Source organism: Occallatibacter sp. (genome assembly GCF_049802275.1).
Lineage (GTDB): Bacteria > Acidobacteriota > Terriglobia > Terriglobales > Acidobacteriaceae > Telmatobacter.
The window spans coordinates 1-12,825 of sequence record NZ_JBARMD010000185.1 but is presented as its reverse complement, the minus strand read 5'-3'; the positions used below and the strand labels follow the sequence as shown (position 1 = coordinate 12,825).

The 12,825-nt window shown below is 57.0% G+C and carries 9 protein-coding genes, 1 tRNA gene and 1 pseudogene; 9 read left to right on the top strand and 2 right to left on the bottom strand.

Features of this window, described 5'->3' with window-relative positions:
- Positions 1–267: 267 nt before the first annotated feature.
- The 4 genes from WA354_RS06235 (at position 268) to WA354_RS06220 (ending at position 5,425) form a co-directional block, all read left to right on the top strand.
- Complete coding sequence (locus WA354_RS06235; RefSeq protein ID WP_472812143.1) at positions 268–1,203, top strand: hypothetical protein; 936 nt, start codon at positions 268–270, stop codon at positions 1,201–1,203.
- A 77-nt stretch (positions 1,204–1,280) separates the two neighbouring features.
- Entirely contained in the window at positions 1,281–3,227 is a 1,947-nt protein-coding gene (locus WA354_RS06230) for a hypothetical protein (RefSeq protein ID WP_472812142.1), read from the top strand.
- Between the two features lie 290 nt (positions 3,228–3,517).
- Positions 3,518–4,870 carry an OmpA family protein gene (locus WA354_RS06225; RefSeq protein WP_472812141.1) on the top strand — a complete coding sequence of 451 codons (1,353 nt, stop codon included), beginning with the start codon at positions 3,518–3,520 and terminating at the stop codon, positions 4,868–4,870.
- Positions 4,871–4,909: 39 nt separating this feature from the next.
- Entirely contained in the window at positions 4,910–5,425 is a 516-nt protein-coding gene (locus WA354_RS06220) for a hypothetical protein (RefSeq protein ID WP_472812140.1), read from the top strand.
- 685 nt (positions 5,426–6,110) lie between these two features.
- Here the strand turns inward: WA354_RS06220 and WA354_RS06215 are convergent.
- The gene (locus WA354_RS06215) at positions 6,111–6,371 is read right to left on the bottom strand and encodes a hypothetical protein (RefSeq protein ID WP_472812139.1); all 261 of its coding nucleotides are present in this window, start codon (positions 6,369–6,371) and stop codon (positions 6,111–6,113) included.
- On the opposite strand from WA354_RS06215, the pseudogene WA354_RS06210 reads away from it, so the two are divergent.
- Positions 6,351–7,187 (top strand): annotated as a pseudogene (locus WA354_RS06210) (tyrosine-type recombinase/integrase); the annotation flags it as partial. The gene WA354_RS06215 and the pseudogene WA354_RS06210 sit on opposite strands and share 21 nt — an antisense overlap.
- Before the next feature lie 155 nt (positions 7,188–7,342).
- On the opposite strand, the gene WA354_RS06205 reads toward WA354_RS06210, so the two are convergent.
- Positions 7,343–7,418 (bottom strand) — tRNA-Ala (locus tag WA354_RS06205).
- 203 nt (positions 7,419–7,621) lie between these two features.
- Between WA354_RS06205 and WA354_RS06200 the strand changes: the two genes are divergently transcribed.
- The 4 genes from WA354_RS06200 (at position 7,622) to WA354_RS06185 (ending at position 12,185) form a co-directional block, all read left to right on the top strand.
- Entirely contained in the window at positions 7,622–8,572 is a 951-nt protein-coding gene (locus tag WA354_RS06200; protein WP_472812138.1) for a quinone oxidoreductase family protein, read from the top strand.
- A 263-nt stretch (positions 8,573–8,835) separates the two neighbouring features.
- On the top strand, positions 8,836–9,510 hold the full coding sequence (locus WA354_RS06195) for an RNA polymerase sigma factor (protein ID WP_472812137.1): 675 nt from the start codon (positions 8,836–8,838) through the stop codon (positions 9,508–9,510).
- Entirely contained in the window at positions 9,507–10,190 is a 684-nt protein-coding gene (locus WA354_RS06190; protein ID WP_472812136.1) for a zf-HC2 domain-containing protein, read from the top strand. Before WA354_RS06195 ends, WA354_RS06190 begins: the two co-directional genes overlap by 4 nt.
- 204 nt (positions 10,191–10,394) lie before the next feature.
- Entirely contained in the window at positions 10,395–12,185 is a 1,791-nt protein-coding gene (locus WA354_RS06185) for a YfgM family protein (RefSeq protein WP_472812135.1), read from the top strand.
- Positions 12,186–12,825: the final 640 nt, after the last annotated feature.

Here is a 12,825-nt window from a genome sequence, read left to right as displayed (position 1 = left end):
TTTCCGGCATCGGCGACGGCGCGTTCTGGAACGAGGCGGGTGCGCTCTCTGCGGCCAAGGGCCATGATCGCGGATGCGATATCAGTGTCATCGACCCCGGAGCACCGAAGATCCACAACGCCGAGCTCGGGCAACGGCTCGGCGCTATATGCAACAAGCTGTTCGCTCTGCCGTGATTGCGACTCCACGTGTCAAGACATCCTGTCAAGCCCTGCTTATTCACGGTGCCAGGAGTTCGATGCGAATCGCAATGGAGGAGGGACGACGATGAGCACGTTCTGTGGAGCATGCGGAGCGCCAATTCGTGAGGGTGCCGGATTCTGCGGAGCATGTGGGGCGAGCACGCGGCAAGCGCCCAGCCCGCCCTCCAGTTCGGAGAATCAACCTTCGGCGGCGCCAGAGTCGGCTCCGGTTGATCCCCCGGCTCCTGGTGGTTCTACTTCCATAGCCGGCGGAGCCAAGTCCTCCAGTACCTGGGTCAAGGTTGCCGTGGTCATTATCTTCGTTGGTGGCGCGGTTGCGGTCGGCGGCGTTATTTACCTCGGCCACAAGGTCAGCCAGAAGGCTCACGAGCTCCTGGGAGAAACGGCTCCAAAATCGGCGGCAGCCACCGACGTTCAATCGCCTAGTGCGCCGGGATCGGCAGGTCAATCCACACCATCCGCAGCGAACTCAGCTCCCGCCGGTGATGCCTGTCGCCTGCTGAGCAAGGACGATGTCAGCCACGCCATCGGCGTGGAAATCGTCGACACCAGTCCAATCGATGGGGGCTGTTCCTACCTGGCGAAGGGATCGGTCGCAGATATGGCGGCTAAGCACGCTGCCGCAATGTTGGGCGCGAAGGGAGCGGACAAGAAGACCCAGGGCGCGATCGAACAATTTGCAGGGGCAATAGGGAACAGCATGCCGAAGACCGCTTCTGACGATACCCCAAGCGCCGACGGAAATACAGTCGTGCTCAGTTTCACAATCGACTCCAAGGGAGCGGAAGAACAGATGAAGCTGAACGCTAAGTTCCTGGGCGTCGGCGCCACTGGCGGCATTGACGCAATCGACGGAATTGGCGACGAAGCATTTTCCAAGGCCGACTCGATGATGTTCGTCCGCAAAGGCGACAAGCTGATCCGCATCATGTACATGTCTTGCCCGTGCAGCACGAACGCAGTCAAGACATTGGCGCAAGAGATCATCGCCAATCTCTGAGCTTGAGGAAAGCGGAAGGAAAGTGGAATGAGCTTTTGTAAATCATGCGGAAAGTTGCTCAGCGTCGGAGCAGCCCATTGTGGGCACTGCGGCGTGTCTGCCAGCCCTGTCGCAACGGCAGCAACTACGCGCTCGTCATCGGGCATGATGACGTATGCAATCGGCGCGCTCACGGCAAAACAGGCGGGGTTGTCATGAAAGCCACGAAGGTTCGTCGCTTTTGGGCGCGGCCTTCCGCGGTTTGCAGCAACCTGTTGCGAACCGCAGTCGTTGTTTGCCTCGTGCTAGGCGGATGCAAGCATGCCGCTACGCCCGGCAACGACCGTTCGCAGAGTTCCCAGGATTCTTCAGCCAAGCCATCGGCCGGCGACAACATCGACATCTTCGACCCGAATTTGCATTCGGGTGCGACGGTGATTCATGCGATTGACCCGCACACGCTCTCAGACTCGCAGGTCAAGTTCGGAGTTGCACCCAAGCGCGATCCATCGGTTGAGTACCAGCCGGACATCATTCTCATGGAGAACGGCGATAAGGCGATCAAGTCTGTCGCATCGGACGGCATGACGTGGACATTTGACGCGAATGCGCCCCAGGTCAGTGATTTTCAGGAAGGCAAGATTGTCTTCGCCACTGGCCGCGCCGTCGGCCGCGTACTGAGCCTCAACCGCCAGGGAGATACGGTCAAGGTCATTCTCGGCCCCGTTCAACTCACCGATGTGATTCGGAACGGAAATTTCGAAATGAACGAGAACATCGACCTGAACAACATGATCTCGTATGTGGCGCCGGACTACCCCCAGCCACCCGATCCCGATGACTCTAAGACCAGCTTCAACAGGCAAAGTGTGCCCGATCACATGGACGAGCGCATGGTTCTTTCCAGAGTTTCGCGTGCCGGGCACTGGACACCCACCACCATGGTCAGGTCGTTTGCGGATGGTCATCGTGATTCTTATTACAAGTTGGGCCGCCGCTGGTCACCGAATCGAGTGTATGGGCGACGGCCTTCCGCCAACAGATCAGGGTTGCAGTTTGGCGGAGCGAGGCTGGTACGGACGAGCGGACAGAGCTTGCAGATGCCGGGTGCAGCCGGTGTAAGTGGAATCCAGCCGCTGCAGATTCCCTTGCAGCCTTTCGATCCGCCTAAGCTCCTGGGGCAGTTACCGCTCGTCAATCTCGCAGGTGGTCGGGCAATCCCGATGGCAGGCTCCGATGGCGGCATCGGTGTGGAGTACGACTACGACAAGGACGGTCTCAAGCTCCGCGCCTCGGGCTACATGACGCTTCGCAACTCCGGGGTTCAGTTCTTTCTGCACATCAAGGACGGCGTGCAGGATTGTGGGATCCGACTGAAAGGCAATGTCGGCATCAAACTTCATCTCAATGCTTCCGCTGCGCAGGACTTCAAGTCCAATTTCCATAAAAAGCTTTGGCTGCCGATCGACCTCTCCATTCCTCTGGGCGGGCCAGCTCCCTTGTCCCTCTCCTTCAATTCATCGCTCTTGATCGAAACGGCTTTCAGCGCCAAAACCTCGGTCCTGAATGCGGAGGGAGAATATTCGTTTGGTGCAGGAATGGATGCCGGTTACTGGGCGAAAGCCTGGCGGCTGAGTGCTGGTACATCCGTGACTACGAATACCGATATTGGAAATTCTGTCGAAGGGATTTCAGTCGGAATTAATTCCGTTGTCATGGGATTCGATATACGGACCATGGTTGGCATCGGCGCATTTGGATTTAATGCCGGTGTCTACATGTCCTTCCGATTTTCAGGCACCGCGCTCAAGGCGCCGAACACGGCATTTGCGTGCCGGCAGGGAACGATTGAAATAGACCTCGACACTGGGGTTGGGTATTCGATTCCCAAGTGGGTCACGGACGCCATCAACATCTTTCTGACGCCATTTACCTCAAAGAAAGTTGACCCATCGGGAACTTTCATGAGGGGACCAACCCGACAGCTCTATCAACATGTGACCCAAATTCCGGACAAGTGCGCCACGCCAAAGGGCGGAGGCTGAAGACCATGAATTTCTGCATAAAATGCGGCAGCTGCCTTGCGCCTGACCTCAAGTTCTGTACCAACTGCGGGGTTTCCGTTGCTTCCGAAGGACAGCCAGCCGAGTCCTCCACTTCGACCCCGCCCGATCCGATGGCTCCGTCTCCTTCAGTAGCAGAATTCCCGTCTGCTGCCACGGAGATACCTCAAGGGGCGACGGCTCCCAACGGATGGCAGCCGACAACGTCTCCGCCACAACCCAGGATGCCTGTATCGAAGCCAGCCGCGAATTCCAGGAGCGGCCGCGCGACAGTGATCGTCTCTGCGTTCGCGGTGCTGTTCCTCATCGCAATCCTTGGCCTTGGGGGCTTGATCTACGCAGGTTGCAAGTTAAAACAGAAGGCCACGGCGGTACTTCACCAGACCACCACCACAATGCAGCATACTTCGGAACCGGAGAGAGACAAACCCGGATCGCCAGAAAACTCTCCGCCGGACAATACAGCGGGGCCTCTCAGCAATCTCTCCAACTTACTTGGAGGCGATGACGACGGCGACCTGGTGCAGAGCTTTTCCGACAAAGATCCAGTAGAGCCTTGTCCGGCAGCGCCCTATCCATCTCAAAGCGCGGCCCGAATTCCATTGCAGCCAGGGACGGTGATCACCACCGCCTGGGGCATCAAGTATGAAGACGTGGAAAGTCGAATTGAACTAGGTTCCGGCACGCCTTCTTCAATTGCCATGACGAACAGTACGGGCGCCTTCAGGCTCGACGAAGGAAATGAAGCAGAACCATCCAGCCACACAGATTCGGTCTGCAACGCAGACCTCGGATCTGCAAGCACATATGTGACAGTCGTGACCGAGCATATGCCTCATCTGATTCACGGGGTAACTCGGTTGCGGCTTTCTGACAAGTCTTTCGGCGAAATCAAGAGTTCAGGGAAGACCAATCTAACCTATCTCGATGTGATGGATTATGGAGACGAGCGGAAGCCGACCCATGACGGCGGCCTGTTCACCCGGGTTGAGCCTGATGACGTTCCATATCCGTTGATCGTAAATGATCAGCGCGTCACGTTACCCGCGATCCACTTGGCCGGGATCACCAATTCCATCGGCAAAGACCCGAGGCCCAAGAGCGCCCGCCCCCACAACGCTGCTGCCGATATCTATGTGATCGACGATCGTCTGGATCCCCTCGTCCTGCTTTGGAAAGAAAAGTCCACCGCCTTGCATGACGACAAGTTCCGGGTGGAAGTAGTAAAGGTCGACTTTGTGGTCCCGCGCCCGGTCAATTCGGTTGAAAAGCAGCTCAAGGAACAGAAGCGCGCCGTGACTTATGGCATCTACTTCGATTTCAATAAAGACACCATTAAGCAGGAATCGGAACCGGTGTTGAAGCAGATCGTGCAAGCCATGATGGATAACCCAACCTGGAAGTTAACTGTGGAGGGCCACACCGATAACATCGGCGGCGACGCGTACAACCTTGACTTGTCCAAGCGCCGCGCCGCCGCGGTAAAGCAAGCTCTCGTGACCCGCTACCACATCGCACCAGATCGCCTTTCCGCGGACGGCTTCGGCGCATCAAGCCCGATCGACACCAATGACACGCTCGAAGGCCGCGCGCGTAATCGTCGCGTCGAACTCACCCGCGAGTAAGTGCATTCGCCAGAAACATTCAGATAGAGGGAGATCAAAATGACCCAGACAATGGAGATCGAAATGATTGCTAATGTGAAACAGCCGCTAGCCCGTTTCGCTTTTGCAATGGTTCTTATGATGTCAACGCTGCCCATCTGGGCGCAGGACACTATGACCGAAGCAAAGGCCGTTGCTGCTTATCCCCTCACGATGGACCATGTAGCGAGAGAATTTCAGGCATCTACGGACATGCCGTCCGGCCGAGCTATTAACGAACTTCCACTCGAAGATCGAATCAAGCGCCTTGACGCAACGCCCAAAGCCGCTGCGGTTCTTAAAGTGCATGGACTCTCTTCGCGCGACTTCGTTATGACCGGCGCCGCTGTCGGGGCAGCCATAATCGTTGCTGGGTTGTTGGACTCGGGCGAGAAAGGCCCCGGCCCTGGCGCCGCAAACCAGATTCAATGGGCTGCTGCTCCACCGGAGCACATAAAGTTCTACCGCGATCACAAAGCAGAGATCGACAAGCTGGTAGCACAAATGACCCAAGCCATTCTAAACAGGAAAAACTGATGGTTGGGTCGCATCAAGCCCGATCGACACCAATGACACGCTCGAAGGCCGCGCTCGAAATCGACGTGTCGAACTGAGTCGCGAATAACCCGGGGCTATCCTTTCTCGCGAGTGGCCTCGAGTGGAAATTATGTTGGCATCACATTCAACCAGGTCGCACCATGCAGAAGGCCATGTTGAAAATTTTCATGACAAGCTTCGTGAAGAGCCAGCTGTTAGCTGGTTCAGAAGCCTCTTCTGCGGCGCACGCCAAAAGGAGCCATCCATTGCGCTGTCACGGCAGAGATCTACATTCCACGTGAACGAGTAGTCGCCTTTCCGGGCAGGTGGGCTCCCGGTCTATCCATCGTTGGAATAGCCGAGGAATATGCCAGTGCGCAAGCAATTTGCGATCCGTCAAGGGCTTGATCGCCAGAAGGCTAAGCCCAGATCAGGTGATCTACCCAGGAAGTCGCTCGAAAGCCGTAGGACCGTGATGCGATGGCAATACTCGAAGGCCGAATTGCGAACCCAGACTAGGTTCAGTCCAGGTCATGACGTCACAATGTCTGCGCGCAGGGGAATTTTCACTGCGTCGGAAATCTAAGTTCTGGTTGATTTCGAATGGCTTCAGAAGCCGGGAATAGAGGTGATCCCAAGACACTACTACCCCAAGCCATTCAGCTCTTGGAGGAACCTCCGTTTCCTAATTGGAAGCAAAGGAGATTGAATGAACAGATTTCAGCAGGGAAGTCTTTTCAAACTGAAAAGGAAGAGCTGTGTAGGCGTCTGGGTTTTCCGATGGTACGACTACACCACCGGAAAACGAATCTATAAAAAGCAGATCATTGGGACAACAGGCCAGCTCCGAAGCCGGCGAGATGCTGAAAAAGCGATCGTAGCGCTTCGCGGTTTGATCAATGTCGACGTTGGGACTCCTCGCACAGTGTGTGATCTCGATGCTCATTATCGAGCTCATGAACTGGCGCCAGGGAGAAAGTCGTTTTCGACAACCGAAAACCACCGTCTTCTATTCAAGCGTTACATCGAACCACGATGGGGCCATTATCGGCTGAGCGCCATTCGAACAGTAGAAGTCGAGGAATGGCTACATTCTCTTCCATTGGCGCCAGCCTCGAAGGCGAAACTGAAGTGCGTGCTTTCGGTGTTGTATAACCATGCGATCCGCCATGAATGGTTGACGTTCAATCCGATCAGCAGAGCGAGAACGTCTCAGAAGCGCCTTCGCGACAAAGACGTTCTCACTCCCGACGAGTTTCAGAAGTTAGTGCAAAATCTCTCTGTCCGCGACCGCGCCATGGTTTTGCTAATCGGCAGCACTGGCCTTCGTCGATCAGAAATGATCGCTCTGACGTGGTCCGACCTGAACCTCCGAACGATGGAAGTGAATGTTCTGAGGTCCTGTGTCCGAAACCGAATCGGAAAGACGAAAACCGAGTCGTCGTGCCGTCCCGTGCCTCTCCATCCGGTTGTGCTCAGCGCGCTCTTGGATTGGAGAAGGCGATCGCCCTATGCAAGCGACGTAGATTTCCTGTTCCCCTCAATTTGGCACAAAGGGCAGAAACCACTCAGTCCAGACAGCATCTTGGAGAAGAGCATTCGGCCGGCGCTTGTCAAGGAAGGCATCGTTGGCAAGCGAATCGGCTGGCACAGTTTTCGTCATTCCCTTGCAACAAATCTGAGATCACTCGGTGTCGATATCAAGGTGGCGCAGGAATTGATGCGGCATGCCAGTTGCCGCACCACCCTTGATGTTTACACCCGCGCGGTGGACCAGCAGAAACGCGAAGCGAGCCGTAGAGTCTTGGAATTGATGCTTCCGCTGGAGATGAGAAAACTACAGCACCCCTCAGCACCCTCGGAAGGCGAGACGTCAATTCGCCGGTGCCGGCAAATATATCGTAAAAAAGGGGATATTGGTGGACCTGATCGGGATCGAACCGATGACCTCTTCCATGCCATGGAAGCGCGCTCCCAGCTGCGCCACAGGCCCACACGGAGGGATACAACTCTCCTATTGTCTCTGCTTAACGGGGATTCGTCAAACGCTGGAAGCTATTGGATATAGCATCCCAACTATTCCCTTATTATCTCCGAACTATCCTTATTAACGGTAGTCGCGGGTGATAGCCGGAGTCGACCGCCTGTTTAGCGGCTGAAACCGTGTCGAAGCTAAAATTGCATCGGAGGTTGCTCATGAAAGCCGCAGTCGTCAACGTGCTGGGTCAACCACCCCGCTATCAGGATTTCGAGGAGCCGAAAGCCGGGGATGGTGAGGTTTTGATAGACGTGCGGGCGGCAGGTTTGCACCCTATCGTGAAGGCGCTGGCAAGCGGCTCTCACTATGCGGGGAAAGGCGAAGTGCCAGCGGTACCCGGCCTCGATGGCGTAGGCACGCTCAAGAATGGCAGCCGCGTTTACTTCACGTTTGCACGAAAGCCATGGGGATCGATGTGTGAGCGAACCGTGGCTTCGCGCGCGAAATGCTTGCCATTGCCGGACAATATTGACGATATTCAGGCTGCAGCCATCGTCAATCCCGGAATGTCGGCTTGGCTTTCGATCAGCGAACGAGCCCGACTGGTCAAAGGCGAATCGGTTTTGATCCTCGGGGCGACGGGTGTGGCCGGCCAGTTGGCGATCCAGGTCGCACGGCATCTTGGCGCCAGGCGCATCGTTGCGGCCGGGCGCAATCTTGAGGCCCTGGCGTCAGAGAACCTGGACGGCGTGGTGTCGCTTACGCAGGGCGATGATGCAATCCGCGAAGCATTTTCAGTTGAGGCCGGCAAGGGCATCGACGTGGTGATCGACTATCTGTGGGGGCGGCCGACGGAATTGCTGCTGGAGGCCCTCGCCAAGAGATTTGATCCGAATGCCGCGCAGGCTACACGCCTGGTGGAACTGGGCGAGAGCGCCGGGAAGACAATAACGCTGCCGGGGGCTACGCTGCGCAGCATCGACCTGAAGCTAATGGGCGGCGGGTTTGGCTCGGTGCCGCTTGAACGTGTGTTCAGCGCCATTCCGACGCTCTTTGAGTTGGCCGCGACTGGTTCTCTCAAGGTCACGACCGAGCCGGTTCCGTTGGCTGAGGTCGAAACGGCCTGGAGCCGCAAGGAAAGTGGCAGGCGAATTGTGTTTACGACTTAAGCGCTCCAGAATCCGACATCTACATCAAAATACATACGTGACCGGGAACACTTTGGGGGGGTGCCGGTGTCTAAGAGAATAGGCGCTTGGAGCATTCGTGCTTTAGCTCCCCGCGCACGCAGTGACCTGGCACCCAAGATTGGGTTGGGAGCGAGTGGTCAAGGCAACCGGCACAAGTGGCAATGAACGGATAATTCCGGAGATGCCAAATGTGTCGCTGATGCGATAACGTGGGGGGAACTGAATTGCAGGCGGATCTCACCATGGGGAATTTAGCGAGCGCGCTTTCACTTAGATCAGAGGAAGCCGCACTGATCGCGGAGCTTCAGACAGGCTCTGAAGAAGCCTTTGCCTGGTTAATTGCGCGCTACCACCAGCCGATCTACTCGCTACTGGCGCGGATGGTGCATGACCGCGCCGACGCTGCGGACCTGGCTCAGGAAGTCTTCGTAAAGGTCTTCAGGGGCGTGGGACGTTTTCATGGAGAGTCGTCGTTGCGTACCTGGATTTATCGAATCGCCCTGCATGAAGCATCGAACCAGCGGCGCTGGTGGATGAGACATAAACAGCAGGAGGTTCCTATCGAGCAGGAGATGACCGAAAGCTGTTCTGGCGCGCCCATCAAGCTGAAGGAGATGCTGATCGATCCTGCCGAGTCTCCCTATGACATGGCGATGCACGCGCAAAACCGGGCTCGCGTTGAAGAAGCCTTGAGCCACGTGGCGGAACCGTTTCGCACGACGCTCATCCTCCGGGATATCGAGGGCTTTGTTTACGAAGAAGTGGCTGAGATTCAAGGAGTGAATCTCGGTACCGTGAAATCGAGACTCGTTCGCGGACGCGCGCTTCTGAGGACCATTCTTATGGAGTCTCAGCCGGGCAGAAAGAAGACATCGCCTGGCGGGTTTGAGATCTCCCTGGGAGAGGAGACGCAATGAGCAGCTGCAACTCCATCCAATTGAAGTTTTCGGAGTATCTTGACGGCCGGTTGACGGGACACGAGATGCAGGAGATTGCCGCCCATCTCGAGACATGCGGGGACTGCTCTGGCGAATGGAAAGCCCTGAAGCAGACACAAATGTCGCTGGCCGCACTGGGCCCGGTACCGCAGCCGCCGGATCTTTTGCTGCGCATCCGGGTAGCTGTGAGCCATGAACGGGCGCGCAGCCGAAAGAGTGTTCTGCAGTCATGGAAGCTGGCATGGGAGAACACCGTCGGACCATTCCTTTTGCAGGCTGCGGCCGGGTTTGCCAGCGCAGTTCTTCTCTTGGGCACAGTCACTGTTCTAGTGGGGATGTTTACGCGGCCAGAGGTAGCGCGGGGTGAAGACGAGCCCCTGGGTATGGCCACTTCGCCGCACTTCCTGTATCTCTCATCTGCCGTCAGCAGCAATGACCAGATTCGCGAGGTCGGTGGCCCCGTGGTGGTTGAAGCCTACATTAATGGAGAGGGCGAAGTGTACGACTATCGCATCGTCTCCGGTCCGGTCGACGACAATACGCGATCGCAGGTGGAGAACCTGCTGCTTTGGAGCCATTTTGAGCCGGCACGCTTCTTCGGGCAGCCGGTGCGCGGACTGGCAGTGCTTTCTTTCTCAGGCGTCTCGGTTCGCGGATAGAATCTTCGAGCATGAATCACCACAGGCCTTCCCCGAAATGGGCGAGGGCCTTTCTTTTTGAGCGTTCACAGCGTCTAACCAGCGTATTGGAAGAAGTTCGCTCGCTGACGCGCCTGCGTTGTCTGGAACCGCCGTTAACCCGCGTGCCGGGATGCAGGCGGAAAACCGGTGAAATGCCGTAGACTTCTGGCAAGGTCCCTTTTGATGCCGTGTAGCCTCTTTCGCAGATTCGCATTCATTTTTCCTGCCACTTTAATCGCTCTTTCCGCTTTCGTCGCCTTGCCGACCGGGGCGCAAGGTCCAGCCAGCAGTAGTCCTCAGGCCGAGCGGCAGAGTTCGTCTTCGCAGCAGGTTCAGGAGAAGGCGCCTTCGCTCGTCGATCCGGCGGGTCCTACGATTTCGCTGGTGCCTTCAGAGTCGGTGTTTCTGATGGCCGCGGCTTTGAATGCCTGCGGGTACGACGAGGGGCTGGCAGAAAGCGCACCGGTACGCAAACGCGTTCGCGATGAGATCAACAATGTGATGGCGAAGAGCGAAGATGCGCGCGCCAAGCGCGACAAGCTCTGTCTGTATATTGCGCAACACCGCCTCACCGGATCGGAACGCGACATTTCGCAATACATTTCGCTGGCGCTCTATCTGAGCCCGCCGCCTGCTCTTGAAACCACCGTGGAACTGACAGAGATGCCGCCGGACTCGACGCAGGTGGTGGAGATTGTGCCGCTGCTGCGCGATTTTGTGCAAGCTGTCGATCTTCACGGGATCTGGCTGGCGGCGCATCACACGTACGACGAAGAGACCGATCGACTGCACGATCCGCTGTCGAAGATGATCGTGTCAACCAACCTTTACCTCAAGATGCCGGCCACGACTTACGAGGGGCGCCGTTTCGTGGTGGTGATCGAGCCGCAGCTCTCGCCGAAGCTGGTGAATGCGCGCATCTATGGGACCGATTACGTGGTGGTGGTTTCTCCGGTGAACGGCACGATCCCGATGAACGATGTGCGCCACACCTATCTGCATTACATCATCGAGCCGCTCTTGTATTCGCGGTCAAATGCGATTGACCGGATGCAGCCGATATTGAAAGAGGTGAAGGACGCTCCTCTGGAGTTCCGCTATCGCTCCAATACGGTGGCGCTGGTGGTGGAGTGCCTGATCAAGGCGATTGAAGCGCGCACCATGGACACGGGCATTCCCGATTACAAGATTCCCGCAGGGGTGGAGCGCTCTGATCTGCCGCGCTATGAGCACGAGCGCCAACTGACGTTGCAGAAGATGGAAGCGGTGCGCCTTGCGGCGGTACAGCACGATATGGCGCAGGGATTTGTGCTTACCCAGTACTTCTTTGATCAGTTGATCTCGTTCGAAAAGGATCCCGCCAGCCTTCGCGACACCATCGGGGAGATGGTTTACGGAATGGACATCCAGCAGCAGGTGCATCGCGCGCGGCAAACAGAGTTTGACAAGCAGGCTGACGGCGACGTGCTGACGCGCAGCAAGCCACGCGAGCTTTCCGGCCTGGACCTGGCCGAGGCCAAGCTCGCGCAGGGTGATTTTGCCACTGCCAGCGCCATGGCACGGACCGCGCTGGCCGATCGCTCCGACACGCTGGATTCGGTTGCGCAGCAGGCGCGCGCGAACTTTATCCTGGCGCGCGCAGCTATAGCGACGGGACATCCCGACGTGGCGATCGACGATTTTCAGAAGACGATTGCGACCAGCAAGGATCCGCGATTGCTGGCGTGGTCGCATATCTACCTGGGGCGAATGCTGGACCTGGATTGCAAGCGCGACCAGGCGCTTACGGAATATCAAGCCGCGCTGGCATCACGCGATGGACAGCAGGATACGCGGCTGGCAGCCGAGCGCGGCGTTAAAACGGCGTACGCGGTAAAGGACCACAGCTGCGACGAAGATGCGGACGATTCCGGCGCTGCGCCGCCGGCAAAACCAGGACCTGCTCCTGCCGCGAACGTTCAGAAGCCGCAGTAGATTCCGGGTCTGCGAATCGATTGCGTGCGCGCACAAAATGACGCTAAGAAGGGCCGCATTGCACAGTCCGCGCTGCAATGCGCAGGTCAATGCACCTGTTATTGTGCAGAATGTGTCGACACGAATTTACTCTTCCCATTTATTTTCCTATATATACATCAACGATAGCGAATATAAGGCGAATAGACCCCAGGGGGGGGAGGGGTGTACGCCTGTTTTGAGGCGGGTCCCGAGAATCGATTCCAATGTTCTCGAGGCTGCAAGTCCATTGTGCGCCGCGACGAGGAAATTATCTGCAATAGTCGCCAGGTTTTTTTCTAGCGCAGTCTTGCATGGCTCTTTGCGCTACCCGAGACCATGAAAATCGGGTGGGATCGTGCTTTCCCACCCTTGCTGCGCAAGGATGGTTTTGATCGAGGTATGAGAATTTTCAGGGCAGACTGCTCAGTTTAGGAAAGCCTGTCGCGGCCGCCCGCATTGACAACGGCTTCGGAGAAGGAACTGGCCGTCATACATTGAGCACGAGTCGTCATACATCGAGCCGGCTCAGCAACTCGCACTGATTCCACAGACTGCGACTGGGGCCAGGGCCGAGGCGCCGCAGTCGGTTGCAGTGTTCCCACGCCAGGTTACCTAATCC

Bases quoted from the DNA above. Each gene is read 5' to 3' on its own strand.
- WA354_RS06235 (WP_472812143.1), top strand. From the start codon at position 268: ATGAGCACGTTCTGTGGAGCATGCGGAGCGCCAATTCGTGAGGGTGCC.
- WA354_RS06220 (WP_472812140.1), top strand. From the start codon at position 4,910: ATGACCCAGACAATGGAGATCGAAATGATTGCTAATGTGAAACAGCCG.
- WA354_RS06215 (WP_472812139.1), bottom strand. From the start codon at position 6,371: ATGAGCATCGAGATCACACACTGTGCGAGGAGTCCCAACGTCGACATT.
- WA354_RS06200 (WP_472812138.1), top strand. From the start codon at position 7,622: ATGAAAGCCGCAGTCGTCAACGTGCTGGGTCAACCACCCCGCTATCAG.
- WA354_RS06195 (WP_472812137.1), top strand. From the start codon at position 8,836: ATGGGGAATTTAGCGAGCGCGCTTTCACTTAGATCAGAGGAAGCCGCA.
- WA354_RS06190 (WP_472812136.1), top strand. From the start codon at position 9,507: ATGAGCAGCTGCAACTCCATCCAATTGAAGTTTTCGGAGTATCTTGAC.
- WA354_RS06185 (WP_472812135.1), top strand. From the start codon at position 10,395: ATGCCGTGTAGCCTCTTTCGCAGATTCGCATTCATTTTTCCTGCCACT.